At 49.5% G+C, this 23,600-nt stretch carries 15 protein-coding genes and 1 tRNA gene; 5 read left to right on the top strand and 11 right to left on the bottom strand.

Annotated features, from left to right (window positions below):
• Positions 1–39 precede the first annotated feature (39 nt).
• The 4 genes from ACTHR2_RS01280 to ACTHR2_RS01265 form a co-directional block, all read right to left on the bottom strand.
• Entirely contained in the window at positions 40–2,520 is a 2,481-nt protein-coding gene (locus tag ACTHR2_RS01280; protein WP_263341401.1) for a glycogen/starch/alpha-glucan phosphorylase, read from the bottom strand.
• Between the two features lie 315 nt (positions 2,521–2,835).
• Positions 2,836–4,821: a glycogen debranching protein GlgX gene (gene glgX / locus ACTHR2_RS01275; protein WP_440375252.1), complete on the bottom strand. Its 1,986-nt coding sequence runs from the start codon at positions 4,819–4,821 to the stop codon at positions 2,836–2,838.
• A 145-nt stretch (positions 4,822–4,966) separates the two neighbouring features.
• On the bottom strand, positions 4,967–9,253 hold the full coding sequence (glgB, locus tag ACTHR2_RS01270; protein WP_440375251.1) for a 1,4-alpha-glucan branching protein GlgB: 4,287 nt from the start codon (positions 9,251–9,253) through the stop codon (positions 4,967–4,969).
• A 217-nt stretch (positions 9,254–9,470) separates the two neighbouring features.
• Entirely contained in the window at positions 9,471–9,953 is a 483-nt protein-coding gene (locus tag ACTHR2_RS01265; protein WP_003683125.1) for an FKBP-type peptidyl-prolyl cis-trans isomerase, read from the bottom strand.
• 508 nt (positions 9,954–10,461) lie between these two features.
• On the opposite strand from ACTHR2_RS01265, the gene ACTHR2_RS01260 reads away from it, so the two are divergent.
• Positions 10,462–10,716 carry a hypothetical protein gene (locus ACTHR2_RS01260; RefSeq protein ID WP_440375250.1) on the top strand — a complete coding sequence of 85 codons (255 nt, stop codon included), beginning with the start codon at positions 10,462–10,464 and terminating at the stop codon, positions 10,714–10,716.
• Positions 10,717–10,811: 95 nt separating this feature from the next.
• On the top strand, positions 10,812–12,185 hold the full coding sequence (locus ACTHR2_RS01255) for an FAD-binding oxidoreductase (RefSeq protein WP_440375249.1): 1,374 nt from the start codon (positions 10,812–10,814) through the stop codon (positions 12,183–12,185).
• 53 nt (positions 12,186–12,238) lie between these two features.
• Here the strand turns inward: ACTHR2_RS01255 and ACTHR2_RS01250 are convergent, their stop codons facing one another.
• A complete protein-coding gene (locus ACTHR2_RS01250; protein WP_263341387.1) occupies positions 12,239–13,069 on the bottom strand; it encodes a symmetrical bis(5'-nucleosyl)-tetraphosphatase in 831 nt (276 codons plus the stop codon).
• Positions 13,070–13,138: 69 nt separating this feature from the next.
• Complete coding sequence (locus tag ACTHR2_RS01245; RefSeq protein ID WP_263341385.1) at positions 13,139–13,528, bottom strand: RidA family protein; 390 nt, start codon at positions 13,526–13,528, stop codon at positions 13,139–13,141.
• Between the two features lie 170 nt (positions 13,529–13,698).
• Here ACTHR2_RS01245 and yaaA point away from each other — a divergent pair, with 170 nt between their 5' ends.
• Positions 13,699–14,478: a peroxide stress protein YaaA gene (gene yaaA, locus ACTHR2_RS01240; protein ID WP_263341383.1), complete on the top strand. Its 780-nt coding sequence runs from the start codon at positions 13,699–13,701 to the stop codon at positions 14,476–14,478.
• A 79-nt stretch (positions 14,479–14,557) separates the two neighbouring features.
• A tRNA-Ser gene (locus ACTHR2_RS01235) sits at positions 14,558–14,648 on the top strand.
• 241 nt (positions 14,649–14,889) lie between these two features.
• On the opposite strand, the gene ACTHR2_RS01230 is transcribed toward ACTHR2_RS01235, so the two are convergent.
• The 5 genes from ACTHR2_RS01230 to ACTHR2_RS01210 all read right to left on the bottom strand — a co-directional run bounded on the left by ACTHR2_RS01230 (position 14,890) and on the right by ACTHR2_RS01210 (position 22,144).
• Entirely contained in the window at positions 14,890–16,494 is a 1,605-nt protein-coding gene (locus ACTHR2_RS01230) for an ABC transporter ATP-binding protein (protein ID WP_440375248.1), read from the bottom strand.
• A 24-nt stretch (positions 16,495–16,518) separates the two neighbouring features.
• Positions 16,519–17,427 carry an oligopeptide ABC transporter permease OppC gene (gene oppC, locus ACTHR2_RS01225; RefSeq protein WP_003683112.1) on the bottom strand — a complete coding sequence of 303 codons (909 nt, stop codon included), beginning with the start codon at positions 17,425–17,427 and terminating at the stop codon, positions 16,519–16,521.
• A gap of 72 nt (positions 17,428–17,499) precedes the next feature.
• Entirely contained in the window at positions 17,500–18,420 is a 921-nt protein-coding gene (gene oppB / locus ACTHR2_RS01220; protein ID WP_036490316.1) for an oligopeptide ABC transporter permease OppB, read from the bottom strand.
• Between the two features lie 232 nt (positions 18,421–18,652).
• Positions 18,653–20,449, bottom strand: coding sequence for an aminopeptidase P family protein (locus tag ACTHR2_RS01215; RefSeq protein ID WP_263341377.1), 1,797 nt, complete (start codon positions 20,447–20,449; stop codon positions 18,653–18,655).
• A 75-nt stretch (positions 20,450–20,524) separates the two neighbouring features.
• Positions 20,525–22,144 (bottom strand): ABC transporter substrate-binding protein, encoded by a 1,620-nt coding sequence (locus ACTHR2_RS01210; protein ID WP_263341375.1) that lies wholly within the window; start codon positions 22,142–22,144, stop codon positions 20,525–20,527.
• 327 nt (positions 22,145–22,471) lie between these two features.
• Here ACTHR2_RS01210 and ACTHR2_RS01205 point away from each other — a divergent pair, with 327 nt between their 5' ends.
• Positions 22,472–23,542: a porin gene (locus tag ACTHR2_RS01205; RefSeq protein ID WP_070823476.1), complete on the top strand. Its 1,071-nt coding sequence runs from the start codon at positions 22,472–22,474 to the stop codon at positions 23,540–23,542.
• The last annotated feature ends 58 nt before the right edge of the window (positions 23,543–23,600 follow it).

Below are 23,600 nucleotides of genomic sequence, written 5' to 3'. Positions count from 1 at the left end.
ACCTTCCCGATGTATCGGCTTTCGCTATCTGCTCAACACTTAATTTCTGCCAGGCAATTCTTTTTCGCTCAATGGTTTGATGTACCAAATATCGCGGCAGTAGTCAGCGATGGAGCGGTCGGATGAGAAGAAGCCCATGTTGGCGATGTTGATCAAGGCTGATTTGCGCCATGCGGATACGTTGCGGTAGTGTTCGTCCGCTTTGTATTGCGTGTCGATGTAGCTGCGGAAATCGGCCATCAGTTGATAGAAGTCACCGTATGGTTGCAACACGTCGTTGTAGCGGTTTGGCTCTTCCGGAGAGAAAGTGCCTTGGCTGATTTGGTTGACGACGCGGCGCAGGTCGCTGTCTCGCTCGATATAGCTTAACGGGTCGTAACCGTTGCGGCGGATTTCTTCGACTTGTTCTACGGTGTTACCGAAGATATAGCAGTTGTCCGCGCCGACTTTTTCCAAAATCTCAACGTTCGCGCCGTCCAGCGTACCCATGCAGAGCGCGCCGTTAAGGGCGAATTTCATGTTGCTGGTACCGGATGCTTCTGTACCCGCCAGTGAGATTTGTTCGTGCAAATCAGCGGCTGGGATGATGATTTGGGCGAGGCTGACGCTGTAGTTCGGGATGAACACAACTTTAATCAGGTCGCGGATACGGGTGTCGTTGTTGATGACTTTGGCGACGTCATTAATCAGTCGGATAATTTTCTTCGCCATGTAATAAGCGGATGCAGCTTTACCGGCAAAGATGAACACGCGTGGCTGCCAATCGAAATCTGGGTTTTCCAGGATTTTGTTGTAGCGGTCGACGATATGCATCACGTTCAATGCTTGACGTTTGTACTCGTGGATTCGTTTGATTTGGATATCGAAAAGTGCATCGGTATTAACCTTGATGCCCAGCTCGGTTTCGATGTATTTGGCAAGGCGCTCTTTGGCGGCTTTTTTCACTTCGCCGAATTCTGCCTGTACGGAGGCATCGTCCACTTTGTCGTTGAGCTTGGTCAAGTTATCCAAATGCAGACGCCAGTCTTCGTCGCCCAGATGTTTGTCCAAGAATTTGGTCAGGCCCGGGTTGGCGATGTTGATCCAGCGGCGCGGGGTTACGCCGTTGGTTACGTTGGTAAAGCGTTCTGGGAACACTTTGGCAAAGTCGGCGAAGATGGATGTGGTCATCAAATCGGAGTGGATTTTGGCCACGCCGTTGACTTTGTGCGAACCGATCACGGCAAGCCATGCCATGCGGACGCGACGGCCGTGGGTTTCGTCAATAATGGATACGCGGCGGACAAAGTCATCGTCGAAGTTGCCGATGGCGCGTAAGGCATTGAGGAAGTAGGCGTTGATCTCAAAGATGATGTCCAAGTGGCGCGGCAGCAGACGGCCCATCAGGTCAACCTGCCAAGTTTCCAAGGCTTCGCTCATCAATGTGTGGTTGGTGTAAGAGAAAATCTTACAGCACATATTCCATGCTTCAGTCCATGCGATGCCCTCTTCGTCAATCAGGATGCGCATCAATTCTGGAATAGCGAGCACCGGATGGGTGTCGTTCAAATGGATGGCGACTTCGTCCGCCAAAGTGCGGATGCTTGGGAAACGGCATTTGTGGCGGGCGACGATGTCTTGAACGGAAGCGGAAACCAAGAAGTATTCTTGCTTCAGGCGCAATTCGCGGCCGGAATCGGTGGAGTCGTTCGGATACAGAACGCGTGAGATATTTTCGTCGCTGTTTTGTGCGCGAACGGCAGAGGCATAATCGCCTCGGTTGAAGTCGGCAAGGTCAAACAGGTTGCCTGCGTGTGCGGTCCACAAACGCAATGGGTTGGCACATTCACCGCCATAGCCCGGAATGATTTCATCGTATGCCCAAGCGGAAATTTCTTCGCTCGGCTGCCATTCTTTTTTGTCGCCCAAGTTCAACACTTGACCGCCGAAACGGACGGAATATTGTTTGTTCGGACGGGCAAATTGCCATGCCAAATCTTGGTCGAGCCACAAATCAGGTTTTTCAACTTGTTGGCCATCCACGATTTCTTGTTTGAACATACCGTATTGGTAACGGATACCGTAGCCCATGGCCGGAATGCGCAGGGTTGCCAAAGAGTCGAGGAAGCAGGCGGCCAGACGGCCCAAACCGCCATTACCCAAACCCGGATCTTCTTCTTGTTCGCATACATCGGCAAATTCTTTGCCCAGTTGCTTGAAGGCTTCTTCAAACTCGGCATAAACGCCTTCGTTAATCAGCGCGTTGACAAACGAACGTCCAAGCAGGAATTCCATAGACAGGTAATAAACCATGCGTTTGCTGTTATCGATGTGGGCGCGGCGTGTTTTGAGGAAATCTTCCGCAATCAGGTCACGCGCGGCAAGCATGGCGGCGTTGAGCCATTGGTGTGAAGTTGCCTCCTTCGGATCTACGCCCAAGATGAAAATCAGCTTGTAAACGATGGACTTGCGGATGGTTTCGGCGTCCGGTTTAGGCATTACATAATCGTAACCGGAGATGGGGAGTTTTTTCTTAGCCATGGAAGCCTTTCTCTAGCGTGAGGCACTGGACAACGCGCCTGATGGTTTTATTAAAAACAACGAAACTCGGTTTTCAGACGGCCTGACAACGGCAACAGGCCGTCTGAAAGGAATGGTGCGTAGATTTGTTACAAACTAAGGAGATTATAGCGGAAAGATTCAAAAAAAAGGATATATTTTTCTTTATAAAACATTCAATTAACAATTAAACCATTCATCATCTTATCGGCATTTTCAATTTATACTACCAAGCTAAAAATGAACAAATATCGACAAAATATCAAAGAGTTAATCAATCAATAGTTTAATTCTCATTTAATTTGTTTTATGTAAAATCCAAATCCCCATATGCTCAACAACACATTTTCCTGATTCTTCGTAATTAAATTTCTCAGATGGTACGCAAGAAATTTCCCAATTGCCTTGAGGCAGGTTAAATAACTGACGACTACGTTTGGCATTGACCAACAGCAGCCATTCATCGTCCAAAACAACCTGAATCGCCTTACTGCCCCTGTTGTGCCAACAATATTCGGTCATCGGGCTGCTATCGGAATTGAGCCATTGCACACGCTCTTTTTGCCACCAGCAATCATCTGTCAGCAGCTTGATTCGGCTGCGGACGCGTATCAGCTCTTGAGTGTAATCTTGCAACACATGGGACTCATTTTGCCAATCCAACCATGTAATCGGATTATCTTGGCAGTAGCTGTTGTTGTTGCCGTGCTGACTGTTGCCGAACTCATCGCCGGCCAAAAGCATGGGCGTACCGTTGGATAAAAATAAGGAGGCAAGCAGCGCTTTGGAAGTGTATTCGCGGTTGAGCAAAACCTCTTCATCATCGGTTTCGCCTTCTACGCCGTGGTTGTAGCTGATGTTTTCATTATGCCCGTCGCGGTTGTTTTCGCCGTTGGCTTCGTTGTGTTTTTCGTTGTAGCTGACCAAATCGCGTAGAGTGAAGCCGTCGTGTGCAGTGATGAAGTTGATGCTGGCGGACGGATGGCGGCCGCTGTGGTTGAAAATATCGGACGACCCGGCCAAACGTTCGGCAAATGCGCCCAAATTGCCGCTTTCCCATGACCAAAACGCTCGCATATCATCGCGGAAACGGCCGTTCCATTCGGCAAAAGGTTGCGGGAAATTGCCCAAGTGATAGCCGCCCTCGCCGATGTCCCATGCTTCGACAATCAGCTTCAAACCGGCCAATACCGGGTCTTGATACAAGACTTGGAAAAAACGGCCATACGATTGGAAATCAGGCTCGCGTCCCAATACGGTTCCCAAATCGAAACGAAAGCCGTCGACATGAAACTCTTCCGCCCAATAGCGCAGGCTGTCTGCCGCCCAACGGGTAACGTCACGCCGGACAATATTGAGCGTATTGCCGCAACCCGACCAGTTTTCATAATTGCCGTAAGGGGTGTGCCAATACCATAAGGTGTTATCGATACCGCGCTGACACAGCATCGGGCCTTTGTCGTCCTGCTCGGCCGTGTGGTTGTACACGACATCCAAAATCACTTCCAAACCTGCCTGATGCAGTGCTTTGACCGCTTGTTTAAATTCCGCCGCCGCACGTTCGGGATTGTCGGCATAAGACGGTTCGACGGCAAAATGGGAATAAGTGTTGTAGCCCCAATAATTGCTCAAACCCATCTGCTGAAGATGGTATTCATCCAGATGATGATGAATCGGCAGCAGCTCGACCGTCGTTACCCCCAATTCTTGCAAATAGGCCAAAACCCGTTTATCGCACAAGGCTTTATAAGTGCCTGCGTACTTCAAATCGGGGAATTGCTTGGTCAACCCTTTGACATGGGCTTCATAAATGACGGTTTTGCCCCACGGTATTTCCGGACGGCAATCTTTGGCCCAATTGAATCGGCTGCGTCCGACCACGACGCTTTTCGGCGCAACGGCGGCATTGTCGCGTTCATCTTCCGGTCTGAACCATGCCATTTCTTCGGCAGTACGGTAGCTTGGTTTACCGTCAATTTTTTTGGAATACGGGTCAATCAGCAATTTATTGGAATTAAAACATGAGCCGTATTCTGCGTTTTCACGTCCATACACGCGGAAACCGTATCGCTGCCCTGCCTTAACGTCCGGCACAAATCCGTAAAATACCGAACCGCGCCGCGAAGGCATCTCCAAACGGGTTTCTTTACCCTTATCAAACAGACACAATTCGACCTTTTCGGCATTGATGGAAAACAAGGTAAAATTCGCGCCCTTGCTTGTCAGGGTCGCGCCCATGGGATAAGGCTTGCCTTCCTCGATATGCCATGATTTGGCAGACATAGAATGATTCCTTGGTATGTATTTGGTTTCGTGTCCAATATAAGGCCGTCTGAAAATCTTTCAGACGGCCTTGAGTCATATTGATGTCACTATCTTTTAATTTTCAGCTGATTGGGCAGGCATGATGCCCACCCTCAAAGTTGATTTACGCTTCGTCTTTGACTGCCGCCTGATACAGGTAAACGGTTGCCAACGGCGGCACGGTAACAGACAAGGAATTTGGTTTGCCATGCGACCAAACTTCTTCTGTCTCCACCGTTGCGCCGGCAGAAACGCCGCTGCCTTTGTAATGCAGGTCGTCTGAATTGAGGATTTCGCGGTATTCGCCGGCAGAATTCACGCCAAAACGATAGCCTTCGCGCACCACAGGCGTGAAGTTGCTGATGACGATAACGCGGTTGCCTTCGCGGTCGCGGCGTTCGAAGACGAAAACGGAATTGTTGCCGTCGTCGGCGACCAGCCATTCGAAGCCTTCCGGCCATTGGTCCAATTGGTAAAGCGGCGCGGTGCCTTTATAGACATGGTTCAATTCGCGCACGAAGTCTTGTACGCCTTTGTGCCAGCCGCCCTCTTGCTCCAGCAGGAACCAATCCAGTCCTTCGTTGTAGTTCCACTCGCGGCCTTGTGCAAACTCGCTGCCCATAAACAAGAGTTTTTTGCCAGGGAAACCGTACATAAAGCCGTAGTAGGCGCGCAGGTTGGCAAATTGCTGCCAGCAGTCGCCGGGCATACGTCCGAGCAGCGAGCGTTTGCCGTGTACGACTTCATCGTGTGAAAGTGGCAGGACGAAGTTTTCGCTGTACTGGTACATCATGCCGAAGGTCATTTTGTTGTGGTGATATTTGCGGTTGATGGGGTCTTCCATCATGTAACGCAAAGTATCGTTCATCCAGCCCATATTCCATTTGAAGCTAAAGTTCAAACCTTCTTGACGGGTCACATTGGCGAATGAAGTGGATTCTTCGGCAATTTCGGTCGCAGCCGGAACTTCTTCTTTCAACATGGTGTTGGTATCGCGCAGGAAAGCGATGGCTTCAAGATTTTCATGGCCGCCGTATTGGTTCGGAATCCACTCGCCGTCTTTGCGCGAGTAGTTGCGGTAAATCATGGAAGCAACCGCGTCAACACGGATACCGTCGAAGCCGAAACGTTCTATCCAATACAGGGCGTTGCCTTGCAGGAAGTTTTTCACTTCGTTTCTGCCGAAGTTGTAAATCAGGGTGTTCCAGTCTTGATGGTAGCCTTCGCGCGGGTCGGCGTGTTCGTACAGCGCGGTGCCGTCAAACTTGGCCAGGCCGTGATCATCGGTTGGGAAATGGCCGACCACCCAGTCGAGGATAACACTGATGCCCTCGTTGTGCGCGGCTTTAATCAATGCGCGCAATTCTTCCGGCGAACCGAAACGACTGGTTGGCGCATACAAACCGGTTGCCTGATAGCCCCATGAGCCGTCAAACGGATATTCGGAAACAGGCAGAAACTCGATATGGGTAAAGCCCATGTCTTTGACGTATGCCACCAATTCTTTGGCCAGCTCTTCGTAAGTCAGCCAGAAGTTGTTTTCCGGATTGCGTTTCCACGAACCCAAATGCACTTCATAAATGCTGATCGGCGCATCAATGGCGTTGGCACGGGCGCGGAAAGCCGGTTCTTCCACTTCGTCAGGCAAACCGCGCACGATAGATGCCGTGGTCGGGCGCAGTTCCGCACCGAAAGCATACGGGTCGGCTTTTTCACGTACATTACCGTTGGCATCGCGGATTTCAAATTTGTAGAGGGCATTGAGTTTGACGGCAGGAATGAAGATGTCCCAAATGCCGTTGTCGCGGTGGAAACGCATCACATGGCGGCGGCCGTCCCAGTTGTTGAACTCGCCGATAACGGAAACGCGTTGCGCATTTGGCGCCCATACGGCAAAACATACGCCTTTCACGCCGTCCAACTCGGCAAAATGCGCGCCTAAAGTCTCATAAGGACGCAGGTGTTTGCCTTCGGCCAACAGCCAGGAATCCATGTCTTGCAACGCAGAGCCGAAATGATAAGGGTCTTCTTCAATCACTGGCTCGGTGTCTTCGGTGTAACGGATACGCAAAGCGTAATCGGACGCATCATCGGGCAAGACGGCCACAAAGAAACCGCGTTCATCAATTTTTTCAGACGGCACGATGAGTTCGCCGCTGCGGCGGTTCACGATATCCACGCTTACTGCGCCTGGAATCAAAACGCGTACTACTTCATCACCCTCTGCAAGGCGGTGTCGTCCCAGATAAGCGAACACATCGCTATGGGTGGCAAGAAACAGGCTTTCGACCGTATCGCGCTCGATTTGGTCAAGTTCATGATAAGTCTTGATTTGGCTGTTTGTTTTCATGCGTACCTCGTCAATAATGGCAAGTTGGCCGCCCATGAGGCGGTGTTGTAGGAAATCTTCCAAAGAAACCGGCATTTTTTGCGCCCAGTTCGGATAGCCTTCGGTTACACCCGGGACATTCAGATTGTCGATAACGCCCAGCAGGTTTTCCAGTTGTACGGCGTAAAGTTTGCTGCGGCTCAATGCGCCGTATTTGTGCAAAGCCGCCAGCAAGGTTTCATCGGCTTTTGCCGGCATTTGTACGTCTGCACCCAGACAGCCGGTATCTTTCAATTTATCCAGCAAATCGGCTTTATCGTGTTCGCGTTCATCCAAGGCCGTCTGAAAAGCGGTTGCATCAGGCAAAGTACCGAGTCTGAACATCGTATCCAAATCTTTGCCTATCCAATAACCTGCCAAGGGCGCGACATCGTGGGTGCTGATGACCGTAATCGCCTGCTCGGGGTATTCTTCAGGTAATTGGAAACCGTTCCAGCCCTTGCTGAAATACATTACTTTGTACGAGAACACCTGATAGCGGTTGAGCAGATGGCGGGCTTCGTCAGGTACCGTACCCAAATCCTCGCCGATAATGACGCAACGGTTGCGCCGGCTTTCCAATACCAAAATAGCAAACATCACTTCGGCATCGTAATGCACATACGCGCCGAAATCTGCTGTTTTACCGTTTAACACCCACCACAAACGACACAATGCCATCACATGGTCAATCCGCAACACGCCATACAGGCGCATGTTTTCGCGCAACAAATGGGCAAACTTCTCATAGCCCGTATGCTTCAACATCGACGGATTAAGCGGCGGCAAATCCCAATTCTGCCCTGTCGGCCCCAAAGGATCGGGCGGCGCGCCGACTGACAAGTCCATACAATAATCTTGGCGGTTCAACCAAGTATCCGCGCTGCCGCGCGCCACGCCGACTGCCAAATCGCCGTAAATGCCGAGTTTGACACCGTATTCGGCAGCGGCTTGGTTGACTTCGTGTAACTGCTCCGCGCAAAGCCATTGCAACCACATATAAAAACGGATTTCCCGCTCATGGCTGCGCGCGAATTTTTCTACCGCTTCGCCATCAGGCTGATGAAATTCAGACGGCCATGACTGCCAACCCACTTGTCCGGGACGGCTGTAATACTGGTCCAAAGCCTCAAACAAACCGAAGCCCTGCAAAGCCTTGCCTTTTTCTAATACAAATGCTTCAAATGCAGCCCGTTCATTTGCCGCAGCTTCGCAAGTATCTTGTTCAAACGCGTTAAACGCCATGTGCAACGCATCACGCTTGCATGCCCAAACCGCTGTATAAGTCACCGTTTCCGTAATACGTAAAGCGGCAATGCGCTGACGGATTTTCGGTTGAGCCAGCCAGTTTTTCAGTTGCTCGTTATAAGTAAACGCGCCGACTTTCTCGATATCCAAATAAATCGGATTAAGCCATTCGCGCGAAGAAGGGCTATACGGGCTGGCAAAGGCAGGCTTGCTGGTAAACAAGGCGTGTAAAGGGTTGATACCGACAAAATCCAGCTTTTTCTCCGCCGCATATTTCATCAGATTCAGCAAATCGGTAAAGTCGCCTATGCCCCAGTTGCGCTCGGAACGCAGGCTATACAAATGCATGGTCAGACCATTCATCCGACCGCCATTGGCAAGCAGTTTGGGTTGGTAAACCGATTCAGGCGCGACAATCAGGCGTACAAGGCGACATTTGCCGCCGGTCTCGACCGACAAAGTGTAATAACCGCAAGCCAGTTGGGGCAGCTTAATCCAAAGCGTATCGTTGTCGCCCGGATATAAAGTCAAGTTCTGGCACTCATCCGCCTCATCACTCAATACGACCACTTCCGCACCATGAAATTCAGACGGCATCTGTAAAGATTCTTCGCCGTTTTCATGCGCAACCATCGTATTCAGATAAAGGCCGTCTGAATCCGGTTTGCTTTTGTCCAAAACAGCAACGATCGATTCCAAAACTTCAGGTTTGGTCGCATGATATGTACCGTTGATGTCGTGGTAGCCTAAATCAATACCGGCCTCTACAGCCTGCTGCTCCAATGTTTCACTCATTGCATTCTGCCTGTTTTACCAACATCTGAATCTTAATACAGATTTTGTCGCACCGTTACATGTAATTCATTGTAGTCTCTAACAAAATCCATATTTCCCCGCTTGATTTGACCTGAGCCAAAATTTCCTATTTATCTGTCTTGTAAAAACTCAAAGGCCGTCTGAAAAGGAAGGTTTCATTCCTTTTCAGACGGCCTTTATCATGTTTCAAGCCTGATTAGTGGTGGTGATGACCGTGCGGGCCATGTACGTGACCGTGGGCAATTTCTTCCTCAGTCGCATCGCGCACACCTTCAACGGTCGCTTTGAACAATACTTTCATACCGGCCAAAGGATGGTTGCCGTCCACTACGGCTTTACCGTCGGCAACATCGGTTACACGATAAATCAATACATCGCCGGTTTCCGGATCATCGGCTTCAAACATCATGCCGACTTCAACTTCAACAGGGAACACGCTGACATCTTCAATGCGCACCAGCTCAGGATCTTGCTCGCCGAAAGCATCATCGGGCGACAAAGCCACTTCAACGGTATCGCCTACATTTTTGCCGTGCAACGCTTCTTCCACCAAAGGGAAAATACCGTCATAACCGCCATGCAGGTAAGCAATCGGCTCTTCGGTTTTGTCCAACAGTTGGTTGTTGGCATCGTACATTTCATAATGCAGGGAAACTACGGAATTTTTAACAATAGACATCATGCCGTCCTTAATCAATATTTAAAAGTTGCGCTACGGTTATTCTATCATAGTCGCAACCAAACAATCGGCTTGCTTTAATAAATACCTTGTGCAAATACAACAAAAAGATAAAAGCCTATATAAAAAAGCAAAATCAAATGATTTCAATACGCAAAAGTTGCTTTTTCACAACACAAAGTGATTAGATTACAAAAAACTTCCTCAAAGCAAAAACATTCCAAACCCTTAAAACCAATAACAAATAAAAATACACAACTCATTGAATACAATGTATTTTTAAAATCTTCATTAATAATGAATATTTTTAGATGATTTTTCGCGCGCCAATATGATTTACATTATTTTCACTATTTTCGTATTGATTTTAGCCGGCAAACGGTTACGCAACGTTGCATTGACCTATCCCGTGGGGCATAATATTGAAAAATTCAGCAATGAATTTCTACTGTATAGGCCGTCTGACGGCTATTTTTAGTTTAAATCGATTTAAAAAAGGTTCTTAAAAATGAAAAAATCTCTGTTCGCTGCTGCTTTGTTGTCTTTAGCTTTGGCCGCTTGTGGCGGTGCTGATAAAGCTGCTGAAACTGCTGCTTCTGCCGCTTCTGCTGCTTCCGAAGCCGCTGCATCTGCTACTGAAGCTGCTGCATCTGCTACTGAAGCTGCCGCTTCTGCTGCTACCGAAGCTACTGAAGCTGCTGCTTCTGCTACTGAAGCTGCTGCATCTGCTACTGAAGCCGCTGCTTCTGAAGCTGCTAAATAATATTCTTTTGAATATAAGAAAAGCAGGATACCATTGCGTATCCTGCTTTTTTACATTCCTCACACTCCCCTTCCCGACTTTTCCGCCTGACTGCCATGCACCTTCACGACCGTTTTGCAACGTTTCTTTCTGCCTCTGAAATCATCGAAGCCACTCCGGCCTTGTTAAACGACCAACGCTGCCGTTTTACTTCTTCTCCGGATATTGTCTTACAGCCGAACTCTGTCGAAAGCGTGCAGAAAATCATGCGTTTCTGTTTTGAAAACCGCATCCGTGTCACCCCGCAAGGTGGCAATACCGGATTATGCGGCGCAACGGTAACCACCGAGGGCGTACTGCTCAACCTCTCCAAGCTAAACCGCATCCGCGATATCAACCTTGCCGACAACAGCATGACGGTTGAAGCTGGCGTGATTTTGCAAAATGCTCAAAAGGCGGCAGCCGAAGCCGGACGACTGTTTCCGCTCAGCCTTGCCAGCGAAGGCTCTTGCCAAATCGGCGGCAATATCGCCTGTAATGCCGGCGGTTTGAATGTCTTGCGCTACGGCAGCATGCGTGATTTGGTATTGGGTTTGGAAGTCGTTTTACCAAACGGCGAACTGGTTTCCCACCTTCAGCCCCTGCACAAAAACACGACCGGCTACGATTTGCGCCATCTTTTTATCGGCAGCGAAGGAACATTGGGCATTATTACCGCCGCCACACTCAAACTCTTTGCCCAGCCCAAAACCAAAGCGACAGCATGGGTAAGTTTAGACGATATTGAATCCGCCGTCTCGCTTTTGACTGCGGTACAAGGCCATTTTGCCGAGCGCTTGACCAGCTTCGAGCTGATCAGCCGCTTTGCCCTCGATTTATCTTCGGAATTCAGCCAACTCAAAAAGCCTGCCGATGCGGAATGGCATATTTTAATTGAACTCGCAGATTCCGTTCCTGATGCCGGACTGGATGAAAAGCTTGCCGAATTTCTCTATCAAAACGGATGGGAAAACAGTATCTTGGCGCAATCCGAGCAAGAGCGCTCCGACTTATGGACCTTGCGTGAAAATATTTCCGCCTCCCAACGCAAACTCGGTACCAGCATCAAACACGACATCGCCGTCCCTATCGCCCAAGTGGCCGCCTTTATCCGCCAATGCGCCCCTGACCTGGAAACCCGTTTTCCCGGCATACAAATTGTCTGCTTCGGACATTTAGGCGACGGCAGCCTACATTATAATACATTCCTGCCCAACGTATTGAGCAACGAAGCCTACCAATACGAAGACGCCGTCAATACCATTGTTTATGAAAACATCCTTGCCTGCCACGGCACGATTGCTGCCGAACACGGCGTAGGCATTATTAAAAAACATTGGCTGCCCCGAGTGCGTACGCAGGCTGAACTCGTTCTGATGCATGCCATCAAAAATCAGCTTGACCCTTATGGCATTATGAATCCGGACAAACTCCTGCCTTCTTTGGATTAACCAATATAAAAGGCCGTCTGAAACATTTCAGACGGCCTTTTATCTTATTCAAACTATTTCAATGCCGTTTTCCAATCCAATCCGCCCAAGGACGGTACCTGTATCACTTCATTGGTATCCAAATTGACCGCTGTCAGCTCTCCACCCCACAACGCGCCGGTGTCCAAAGCGATAACCTGATCGGTATTAACGTAGCCCAATGACGACCAATGTCCGAAAACGGTAATATAATCCAAATTCTGCCTATCAGGCGCTTTAAACCAAGGGCGCAGGTAAAGCGGCATTTTTTTCAGAGTGGATTTATATTCGTAATCCAATTCGCCTTTGTACGTCAGCGCACGCATACGGGTAAAGACGTTGATAATCATGCGTAGGCGCTCATAGCCTGTCAAATCGTCCGTCCACTCGGTCGGCTTGTTGCCGTACATTTTGCCAAAAAATTTCCTGTACTTTTTACCTTGCAATTCATCCTCAGCTTCTCTGGCAAGACTTTCGGCTTTATCAACCGACCATTGCGGCAAAATACCAGCATGCACCATCACATGCCTGTCGCCGCGTACCAAAAGCGGTTGATGACGCAGCCAGTCAAGCATGGCATGACTATCGGGATGGGTCAAAATCGGCTCAACCGTATCGCTGCGCTTAAGCGTTCCTTCACCGCAACCGACTGCCAAAAGATGTAAATCATGATTGCCCAAAACCATTTGCACACTGCTGTCATGCTCTTTGGCAAATTCCAGGGTTTCCAAGGACTTCGGGCCGCGATTGACAATATCGCCGACCAGCCAAAGGGTGTCCGTACCATGATTAAAGCCGATTTTGGCAAGCAACAAAGTCAGCTCGTCAAAACAGCCTTGAATGTCTCCGATTGCGTAATGTGCCATTATTATTGTTTTCCGTTGTTATTATTTTCAGACGGCCTCAAGCCCAGCCCAGGCCGTCTGAAACATCAATTATGCGTTTAAAACCAATACTGCTTCCGCTTCAACCTGAACACCTTTAGGCAGGCTGGCCACGCCAACCGCCGCACGCGCAGGGAAAGGTTGTTCGATAAATTCAGCCATCACTTCATTGAACACGGCAAAGTTGGCCAAATCCGTCAAATAAGCATTGAGTTTGACGATATCGTTTAAAGAAACGCCGGCCGCTTCGGCTACGGCTTGCAGGTTTTTAAATACTTGCACTGCTTCGGCGCGGAAGTCGCCATTGCCGACCACAGTCATCGTAGCTGGATCCAAAGGAATCTGACCGCTCATATAAACCGTATCGCCTGCGCGGACTGCTTGGCTGTATGCGCCAATCGCGGCAGGGGCTTTGTCGGTATGAATAATGGTTTTAGACATGATATTCTCCTCAAGTAGAAATGTCAGAAACAGGGGGAAGCTTCGAATTTTACTTTCAACAGAAATACGTTTCAATAAAAGCATTCAATTAATGCGTTTAGCCCGTCTTGTTCTTCCCCGATTTTAAACCTACAATCCCACACATTATTCATTTCAAAGCCGAAATTATTATGTTTTTTGTCTTATCCCCAGCCAAAAACCTCAACGAAAAAGACCCCTCCCCCGTCAGCAGCTTTACCCTGCCCGACCTTCTGCCCGAAGCAGAAATCCTGATGCAGGAGTTGCGCCAGCTTGCCCCCCAACAAATCGCCGAGCTGATGCATGTTTCCGACAAAATCGCCCTGCTCAACGCCGAACGCAATGCCGTATGGCACACGCCGTTTACCCCTGAAAACGCCAAACAAGCCGTATTTATGTTCAACGGCGACGTCTATGAAGGCATCGCCGCCAATACGCTCAAACCGGAGCAAATCGACTACCTGCAACAACACGTCCGCCTGCTCTCCGGCCTATACGGCATACTGCGCCCGCTCGACTTGATGCAGCCCTACCGCTTGGAAATGGGCACGGCCTTTGCCAACTCGCGCGGCAAAAACCTCTACGAATTTTGGGGCGATAAAATTACCGACCTGCTCAACCAAACGCTGAAGCAGGCCGATAGCGACGTTTTAATCAACCTCGCCTCACAAGAATATTTCAAATCCGTCAACACCAAAAAACTCAACGCACGCCTGATTACACCGATTTTTAAAGATGAGAAAAACGGCAAATACAAAATCATCAGCTTCTACGCCAAGCGTGCACGCGGTTTGATGGTGCGCTACGCGGCAGAACACGGCATTACCGAGCCTGAAATACTCAAAAATTTCGACTACGAGGGCTATTCATTCAATGAAGCAGCTTCAAACGAAGCCGAATGGGTATTCATGCGTGAAGAACAATCCAAATAAAAACAGAATCCTAGATATTTTTTCTAAAATACCTCTTGGCAAAGGCCGTAAGTTCCATTAGTATTACGGCTTCAAGAACGGAAGCGTGGCAGAGCGGTTTAATGCAACGGTCTTGAAAACCGTCGAGGGTTGATAGCCCTCCGTGAGTTCGAATCTCACCGCTTCCGCCATCCTTGATAAGGATATAAAGACTTGATTGATTCAAGTCTTTTTTTATTTTTGTCCTTTTGAAATTTAAGTTTATGTTGATAGGTCAACATTATCGATAAACAAAAGGCTGTATGAAACTTCCCTATCCGGTTTCAGACGGCCTTTTAAACTTTATACCTATCCAAGTACCCCTTCCCTGTTTATAACCGAATACAAAACCAAAGGCCGTCTGAAAACTACTTCAGACGGCCTTTTCCTTTTCTACAAATCAAATGCGGCGTTAATCAAACGTTTGGTATAGTCGTTTTGCGGATGGTGGAAAATCTGATCCGCGCTGCCGTACTCAACCATTTCGCCCTGCTTCATCACAATCACATTGTCGCTGACAGCGCGCACGACAGACAGGTCATGACTGATGAACATATAAGTCAGGCCGTATTTCTTCTGCAAATCGCGCAAAAGTTCGACCACTTTGGATTGTACGGAGCGGTCAAGTGCAGAAGTCGGCTCGTCCAAAAGGATGAATTTCGGGCGCAGGATAACGGCGCGTGCAATGGCGATACGCTGACGCTGGCCGCCGGAAAATTCGTGCGGATAACGGTTGAGCGCATCAAGCGGCAGGGACACTTCCTTCATGACTTCCAAAACGCGTTGGATACGTTCTTTTTTGGTCATCTCGGGATGATGAACCGTCAAACCTTCTCCAATAATTTCGCCAACGGTCAAGCGTGGAGAAAGCGAACCGAACGGATCTTGGAACACAATTTGCCGTTGCGATTTCAGACGGCGTGCTTCTTCGGCGGTATAGTTTTTCAGGTCTTTGCCTTCAAAGGAGATATGGCCGGTATAAGGCAGCATCTGCATGACGGCTTTGCCCAGCGTGGATTTGCCGGAACCGGACTCGCCGACGACGCCCAATGTTTCGCCTTCTTTAATTTTGAGGCTGATGCCTTTGACCGCATCAAAAGTTTTGAGCGGCTTGCCGAAAAAATTTTGCTTCAATACGAAAGAAACATTGACATTATCGGCATCGATTAACACACCGGCGTTGTTTTCTTCCGGCTCTTTCATGCCTTTTGGAATGGCATTGATGAGTTCGGCGGTATATTCGTGTTTCGGATGGGCAAATACTTCTTTGATTTTGCCGCGCTCGACAATTTCGCCGTTACGCATGACGCAGACGGTTTTGGAATAGTGTTCCGCCAAACCCAAATCGTGGGTAATGAAGATAATCGCCATGCCCATTTGCTGTTGCAAATCATGGAGCAAATCGAGAATCTCGGCTTGAATGGTCACATCCAAAGCCGTGGTCGGCTCATCGGCAATCAGCAGGTCAGGTTCATTGATGAGCGCCATGGCAATCATAATGCGTTGCAGCTGACCGCCGGAAAACTCGTGCGGATATTGTTTCATGCGGCGCTCGGCTTCTTTGATGCCCACACGTTCCAACAATGCCAATGCTTTCTGCCCTGCTTCTTTGCGGCCGAGCTTTTTATTGTGCACACGCGCCGCTTCAATCAGTTGCGTACCGATACGCATAAACGGATTGAGCGAGGTCATCGGCTCTTGGAAAATCACGCTGATGCGATTGCCGCGCAAATCACGCAGGGTTTTCTCATCGGCATCCAAAATGGAAATGCCGTCAAAAGTAATGCGCGAATCTTTGCTGTATCGGGCAAATTTCTCAGGCAGCAGGCGCATAACGGACATAGATGTTACAGATTTGCCCGAGCCGGATTCGCCGACCAAAGCCAATGTTTCGCCCTCTGCCACTTTAAAGCTGACATTACGCACGGCATGCACGTTTTTTTCATGCAATTCAAAATTGATGTCCAGATTTTCTACAACCAGTAACTGTTTTGTCATTTTGATTATCCTTTTGGTTGCGGTTTAGCGGTCTTTCGGGTCGAGCGCATCGCGCAGGCCGTCGCCGATAAAGTTGAAACAGAACAAAGTGGTTACCAAGAAGAAACTCGGCACGAGCAGCTGCCATGGTGCGGCCTCCATCGAAATCGCGCCTTCTTGCAACATCGAACCCCAACTGGTCATCGGCTCTTGCACGCCCAAGCCCAAGAAGCTCAAGAAGGATTCAAACATAATCATGCCCGGCACCAGCAAAGAGGCATACACCATCACCACGCCTAAAACATTCGGAATAATGTGGCGCGTTACGATTTTACGTTTCGCCACACCGCTCACACGCGCTGCTTCGACAAACTCTTTATGCTTCAAGCTCAAGGTTTGACCGCGCACGATACGCGCCACGTCCAGCCAAGACACCAAACCCACGGCGGCAAAAATCAAAAGCAGGTTGCGGCCGAAGAATGTGGTCAGCAGAATCACGAAAAACATAAACGGAAACGCGTTCAAAATTTCCAAAAAGCGCATCATCAGCGAATCGAGCTTACCGCCGATAAAGCCGGCAATCGCGCCATAAAGCGTACCGATGACAACGGCCACCAATGCGCCGGCCACACCGACCAGCAAGGAAATACGTCCGCCGGTTGCCGCACGCGACAGCAAATCACGACCGAGCAAATCCGTACCCAGATAGTGATGGGTAGAAAAGGACGGCGGAATCTGCATATTGTCCCAGTCGGTAAAGTCGTAGGTGTAGCGGACAATCCATGGTGCCACAATCACAAAAATACTGATCAGCAACAGGATGATAATGCTGTACACCGCCGCTTTGTTCTGTTTAAAACGCCGCCATGCGTCGCTCCACAGGCTTTTGCCGTGTACTTGGGCGTATTCTGCTGCCTCTGCGAGGGCCTGAGTCTGCTTCTTTTTGAATAACATAATGTTCTCTCTCGCTTTTTATTCTTTCTTCAGGCCGTCTGAACGTTTCAGACGGCCTTTGCGCAAATGGGATTAATAACGGATTTTCGGGTCAATAATGGCATACAGAATATCGAGGATGGCGTTGAACAAAATGGTCATAATGCCGACCAAAATCGTCAAACCCAAAATCATGCCGTAGTCGCGGTTGAGTGCGCCGTTGACAAATAATTGTCCGACGCCGGGAATACCGAACACGTTTTCAATCACAATGGAGCCGGTGATGATGCCGACGAATGCAGGGCCTAAGAAAGAAACAATCGGCAGCATGGCGGGACGCAGCGCATGGCGCAGGATGATGCGGCTCATGGGCAGGCCTTTGGCGCGTGCCGTGCGGATAAAAGGGCTGTTCAATACTTCAATCATCGCGCCGCGCGTAATCCGCGCGATACTGGATACATAACCGATGGACAAAGTAACGACGGGCAAAATCAAGTTCATCAGTGCGCCATCGTTCCAACCGCCCGCAGGCAGCCATTGCAGTCTGACGGCAAACACCAGCACCAATACCGGCGCCATCACAAAACTGGGAACGACGATACCGGTCATCGCGCCGCTCATCAGCGCATAATCCAGCCAGCTGTTTTGTTTTAAGGCGGCGATAATGCCGATAAACATGCCGAAGATAGCGGCAATCAAAAAGGCGTAGAAGCCAAGTTCTGCCGATACCGGCAGGGATTGGGCAAGCAACTCATTAACGCTGAAATCTTTATATTTGAACGACGGCCCCAAATCCCCCTGAGCCAACTGCTTGAGGTAGTGGAAATATTGGAGGTACATCGGATCATTGAGGTGGTATTTGGCTTCAATGTTGGCCATGACCGCAGGCGGCAAATTGCGTTCACCTGTGAACGGGCTACCCGGTGCAAGCCGCATCAGGAAAAAAGATACGGTAATCAACACCAGCATGGTCGGGATGGAAGCACATATCCGTTTGATGATGAATTTCAACATAATCAGGCTGTCCTGTCTGAACATACCGGACTCGTGAAAACAAGCTGACCTGAAGCGGAAATCGGATGAATGGCAGCAGGCGTCTGTAACGTCGCCGCGCCGGTTTCTCTCTCTATTCCGACCGGGTTATTGTTTTTATTCGGAGTCGGGTAAGGTTTTTTTAGTTTTTAGATAATTGTTGTTATAAGGCCGTCTGAAACTTTGTATCCGCCGTTTCAGACGGCCTTTCACGTTAACGCGCCAAAGGTTCGGTGCGTTCAATCAGCCATGCTTTGGCCGCGCCTTCTGTCAAAGGCTCAAGACGGCGGCGCACTTCGGCGTGATATTGGTTCAGCCATTCGATTTCGCTGCCGGTCATCAGTTTGGTATCGATCAGGCGCGTATCGATTGGGCAGAGGGTAACGGTTTCAAAATACAGGAATTTGCCGAACTCGGTTTCCTCTGGGTTTTCAACCGGACGGTTGATTACCAGGCTTTCGATACGGATACCCCATTTGCCCGGACGGTAAAGACCCGGCTCGTTGGAAGTCAGCATGCCTGACTTCATCGCGTGATGCGGTTGCGGTACGGCGGCAACGGCAATGCTTTGCGGGCCTTCATGCACATTGAGGAAATAGCCCACACCATGACCTGTACCGTGACCGTAATCGCATTGCGCCTGCCAGAGCGATTTGCGGCAGATGGCATCAATCATCGGGCCTTTGATGTTTTCAGGGAAAATGGTCTCCGCCAGAGAAATATGCGCCTTCAACACCAAAGTGTAGTCGCGCTTCATGGCCGCACTCGGATTGCCGACAGGCACCACGCGCGTGATGTCGGTCGTACCGCCCCAGTATTGGCCGCCAGAATCAATCAGCAACATACCGTCGCCTTTGATTTTGCTGTTGTTTTCCGGTGTCGCGCTGTAATGAGGCAAGGCGGCATTGGCATTGTAGCCGGCGATGGTGTCGAAACTTGGCGAAATAAAGCCGGGACGTTGGCTGCGGTGTTTATAGAGCATGCCGTCGATGTCCAGCTCGCTCAATTCGCCGCCGTCTGCCAAGATTTGTTCAAACTCGGCAAAGAAGCCGCACAATGCCGCGCCGTCTTCCGCCATGGTATTGCGGATATGGGCGATGTCGGCATCGGATTTAACCGATTTGAAGAATGTACTTGGGTGGATGGCTTCAATTAAACGGACGTCTTCAGACAGGCGGCGCAAAGTGCCTACAGCAGTTTTGTTAGGATCAATCAGCAATGCGCCGTTAACGCCTGCCAAGTAGTCCGCCGCTTGCGCATAAGGCAACACTTCAAAACCTGCCACTTTCAAGGCTTCGGCAGATTCGGCTTTCAGACGGCCTGCATCGGTAAACAATACGGCTTTGTCTTGGCTGATAAACAAATGGGACAAGAACACAGGGTTGAACGGCACATCATCGCCGCGCAGATTGGTAATCCAAGCGATGTCGTCCAAAGAAGAAACCAAATGCGCATCTGCGCCCTGCTCCTTCATGGCCGCACGGATACGGGCCAGTTTTTCGGCCGCCGTTTCGGAAACATAGTCGGGATGGTGAACGTAGATTTCCGGAGTCGGCAATGCAGGACGGTCGTCCCACACTTCGTCCAACAAAGTTTCAGGATATTCGAGGCGGATGTTTTTGGCGGCAAGTGCCTGTTTCAAACCGCGCTCGCCGCTGAGTGCGAACATATCGGCAGGCGCGCCGACGACTGCACCCTCGGGCAGATTTTGTGCCAACCACTCGGTATAAGGCACATCAACGCCCATTTTTTGCAGCTCGATGCCGTTTGGCGCAAGCTGTTGGCCTGCCTGTTCCCAATAGCGGCTGTCCGTCCACACGCCTGCCTTATCGGCGGTCACCACCAAAGTGCCGGCCGAACCGGTAAAGCCGGAAAAATCGCGACGTGCCTGCCAATGCTCGGGCAGGTATTCGGAAAGGTGAGGATCGGCGGAAGGAATGACAAACGCGTCCACACCATGTTTTTTCATGGCTTCGCGTAAAGCGGACAAACGTTGTTGTACAGATTTCATGTGTTATGTCTCCTGTTGTTTCAGACGGCCTCTGTCATCAAGGCCGTCTGAAAACTTGTACTGTCTATAATCAATCTATTTTTTCGGTGCGAACGACCAGCTCTTGACCGTATAGTTCCGCAAAGGGTCTTTGTCGGAATAGCCGATAATATCGGGTTTGACCATACGCACTTCAACCTGATGATACAGCGGAATCAGCGCAGCGTCTTCTTGAAGCTGCTTCTCCGCATCGGCATAGAGATGGCTGCGCGCTTCCTTGCTGACGCCATCTTTCAGCGTATTGTTCATAAATGTGTCAAACGCCGCGCTTTTGTAGCGGAATGCATTGTTTGAGTTGTTGGATTTCAAAATATTGAGCATGCCCGCCGGATCGTTAAAATCGGAACACCAGCCGCTGAACGAAACCTTGAAATTACCTTGCGCGCGCGTATCCAAATAAGTTTTCCATTCCTCGTTGGACAAAGTCGGACGGATAAACGGAATGGCGGCTTTCCACACCGACTGCACGGCAGTAATTTGTTTTTTGGACGCTTCGCTGGTGCTGTACAAAATATCGAACTCAAGCGGATGGTCATCGTTGTAGCCTGCTTCGTTCAACAGTTTGCGTGCAGTTTCGATGCGTTTTTCAGGCGTCCACTCCTTCCACTCCGGATAAACAGGAATCACACCTTGCATTTGCGGCGGCGTCAATTGGAACGCAGGCGTATCACCACGGCCGCCGACTTTGACGACGATGTCGCGGCGCGTCAGCATATTGAGTGCCTTGCGGACGCGCGGATCGTTAAACGGCGCTGCTTCGTGGTTCGGCTCCAAATACCAGCTGCACAAAGAAGTTGTACGTTTCACTTGCCCTGGAAACTCAATATCCGCCACTTTAACCTGATCGCTGGGAATACCGTAAGTCACATCAATTTCATTGGCGCGATAACGGTTGTACTCGCCGCTACCTGACAAGAAAACCGCCTTCGGAATGGCCACTTTGTCTTTATCGTAATAATTGGGATTGCGTTCCATATTGATGTGGCTGTTGACTTTCCAATCCGTTAACAGATAAGCGCCACTGGAAACATAATGACCGGGCTGCGTCCACTTATTGCCATATTTTTCGACAGTGGCGCGGTGAACCGGAAATGTGAATTGCTGAATCAGCATATCGGGGAAATAAGGCACGGGCGCAATCAGCGTAAATTGCAGAGTCTTCGCGTCCAACGCCTTGACGCCCAATGTCTCAGACTTGGCTTTGCCGTTTAATATATCTTCCGCATTTTCCACTTGGGCATCGACCAAATAGCTGCCGAAAGGTGCGCCGGTGGCCGGATCGGCAAGACGGCGGAAGCTGTATACAAAATCTTCGGCAGTAATCGGATCGCCATTGCTCCATTTGGCATCACGCAGATGGAAGGTCCAAACACGCTCGCCCTCGCTCTCCCATTTTTCCGCCAAAGCAGGAATGGTTTTGCCTTCGGCATCCGTACCAACCAAACCATCCATCAACTGACGGATAATCGCACCGGCCGCCATATCGCCGCTCATCTGAGGATCCAGCGTACCCGGCTCGACGCCGTTGCTGACCACCACGCGCTCATAATCGGTACGTTTAAACTCAGGAGCAGGTTTGACATCGCGGCTGCACGCTGACAATGCGAATACGGCAGCCAATGATGCAGCCAACAGCGGATAGGTTTTTCCGGCCATATTTCATTCCTTCTTTTGGGTATTCTTCTTTTTCAGACGGCCTGATTATTCAAACTACACTCAACTACATTTATTTAGAAGTTCTCTAGCATAGTTAAATCATCCATTTCAAACCATGAAAATAGTGTTTTAAACCACATATTCCATCGAAATAATAATAGCCGTCTAAGATTGTCGGCAAATTAACACAAAAATACGTAACTGAAAACTATTTTTCAATTTATCCTACGATAAGTTACAAATGTATTGATTTTTTATGTTTTGTCAAATAAGATTATCCGAACTCTTTCGCCATAAGCAAGAAAAAGACATAAAAAGGAGAATCAAATGAAGAAGTTATCTTACTTTATTGCCACTGCCCTCATCGGCTCTTCCCTAAGTGCCGCCCACGCCGAACCTAAAATGAGCGGCACCATCTACATCATGACCGAGGTAGAACACAACAATAAAACCGGTGTAACCAATACAACCATTTCCGATAAAAGTTCTAGTCTTTATCTCTCCGATGAAGTACGACTCAACGACGACTTATGGTTGAAATGGCAACTTGGCTCCTTTATTTACTTCGATTCCGACCGCTGGGGCGGCTGGGGTACTGCCGACTCATACGTCGCGCTCAACAGCTACAAAAACCTTGGCACCGTCAAAATGGGTTACATCAGTACGCCCATGAACAGCATTTATCTGAACCCGTTCGACACCAACAGCCCGATTTTGGAGTTCGGCAAAATTTCCCGCTTCGGCCAACGCCGTGTTTCCATGGCTTATGAGTCGCCTTGGAAAAACGGTTTCCAATTCAAATTCAACGTTTCCCCCGGTTCCAATGCCGCGCGCAACAACAATGACTGGAATCCGGACAAAAAACGTGACGGCGACTGGGTCTTCGGCTGGGGTGTAGACTACTACCACCCAAACAACGGCTTTAACGCGCACTACGCTGCCGAATACGCACCCAACGACTCTCCAACCGAAACCAAAGACTTCCAAGCACACGCATTCATGGCCGGATACAGCAAAGACAAAATCTCCGTCGATGCTGCGTTCCAATACGCCAAAAACACTTGCGACGGCTTCAGCTGCTGGGGCGTATGGAAAGATGCAGCGGGCAACGTAGCCGGTTCTTACGACAAAGAAATCAACAACACCAAAGAATTTATGGTGTCCGGCTCATACAAAGTGGGCAATTTCAAACCTCAAATCGGCTTTGCCTACGGTAAAAGCTCTGTCGGCGAAGACTACAAACACGTCGCCGTCAGCACCGATTACAGCTTCTCCAAACGAACAACCGCCACACTTGGTGCCGGCTGGTTGAAAGAAAACGTCAATCCGAAATACGACGAAGATTTGCCGAAAAAATCTTCTTACGCAGTGGGCATGGTATTCAAACACCGCTATTAATGCCTGACAGATTAAAGGCCGTCTGAAACAATTTGTTCAGACGGCCTTTTCTACATCC

It is taken from the genome of Neisseria sp. P0006.S004 (assembly GCF_051963015.1).
Taxonomy (GTDB): domain Bacteria; phylum Pseudomonadota; class Gammaproteobacteria; order Burkholderiales; family Neisseriaceae; genus Neisseria.
This window is presented reverse-complemented; position numbering and strand designations above follow the sequence as displayed.

What these genes read in the sequence shown, in the direction of transcription:
- ACTHR2_RS01255 (WP_440375249.1), top strand. Translation starts at nt 10,812, where the DNA reads ATGCACCTTCACGACCGTTTTGCAACGTTTCTTTCTGCCTCTGAAATC.
- oppC (WP_003683112.1), bottom strand. Translation starts at nt 17,427, where the DNA reads ATGTTATTCAAAAAGAAGCAGACTCAGGCCCTCGCAGAGGCAGCAGAA.
- ACTHR2_RS01230 (WP_440375248.1), bottom strand. Translation starts at nt 16,494, where the DNA reads ATGACAAAACAGTTACTGGTTGTAGAAAATCTGGACATCAATTTTGAA.
- ACTHR2_RS01260 (WP_440375250.1), top strand. Translation starts at nt 10,462, where the DNA reads ATGAAAAAATCTCTGTTCGCTGCTGCTTTGTTGTCTTTAGCTTTGGCC.
- ACTHR2_RS01210 (WP_263341375.1), bottom strand. Translation starts at nt 22,144, where the DNA reads ATGGCCGGAAAAACCTATCCGCTGTTGGCTGCATCATTGGCTGCCGTA.
- yaaA (WP_263341383.1), top strand. Translation starts at nt 13,699, where the DNA reads ATGTTTTTTGTCTTATCCCCAGCCAAAAACCTCAACGAAAAAGACCCC.
- ACTHR2_RS01265 (WP_003683125.1), bottom strand. Translation starts at nt 9,953, where the DNA reads ATGTCTATTGTTAAAAATTCCGTAGTTTCCCTGCATTATGAAATGTAC.
- ACTHR2_RS01280 (WP_263341401.1), bottom strand. Translation starts at nt 2,520, where the DNA reads ATGGCTAAGAAAAAACTCCCCATCTCCGGTTACGATTATGTAATGCCT.
- glgX (WP_440375252.1), bottom strand. Translation starts at nt 4,821, where the DNA reads ATGTCTGCCAAATCATGGCATATCGAGGAAGGCAAGCCTTATCCCATG.
- ACTHR2_RS01245 (WP_263341385.1), bottom strand. Translation starts at nt 13,528, where the DNA reads ATGTCTAAAACCATTATTCATACCGACAAAGCCCCTGCCGCGATTGGC.
- ACTHR2_RS01250 (WP_263341387.1), bottom strand. Translation starts at nt 13,069, where the DNA reads ATGGCACATTACGCAATCGGAGACATTCAAGGCTGTTTTGACGAGCTG.
- ACTHR2_RS01215 (WP_263341377.1), bottom strand. Translation starts at nt 20,449, where the DNA reads ATGAAATCTGTACAACAACGTTTGTCCGCTTTACGCGAAGCCATGAAA.
- glgB (WP_440375251.1), bottom strand. Translation starts at nt 9,253, where the DNA reads ATGAGTGAAACATTGGAGCAGCAGGCTGTAGAGGCCGGTATTGATTTA.
- ACTHR2_RS01205 (WP_070823476.1), top strand. Translation starts at nt 22,472, where the DNA reads ATGAAGAAGTTATCTTACTTTATTGCCACTGCCCTCATCGGCTCTTCC.
- oppB (WP_036490316.1), bottom strand. Translation starts at nt 18,420, where the DNA reads ATGTTGAAATTCATCATCAAACGGATATGTGCTTCCATCCCGACCATG.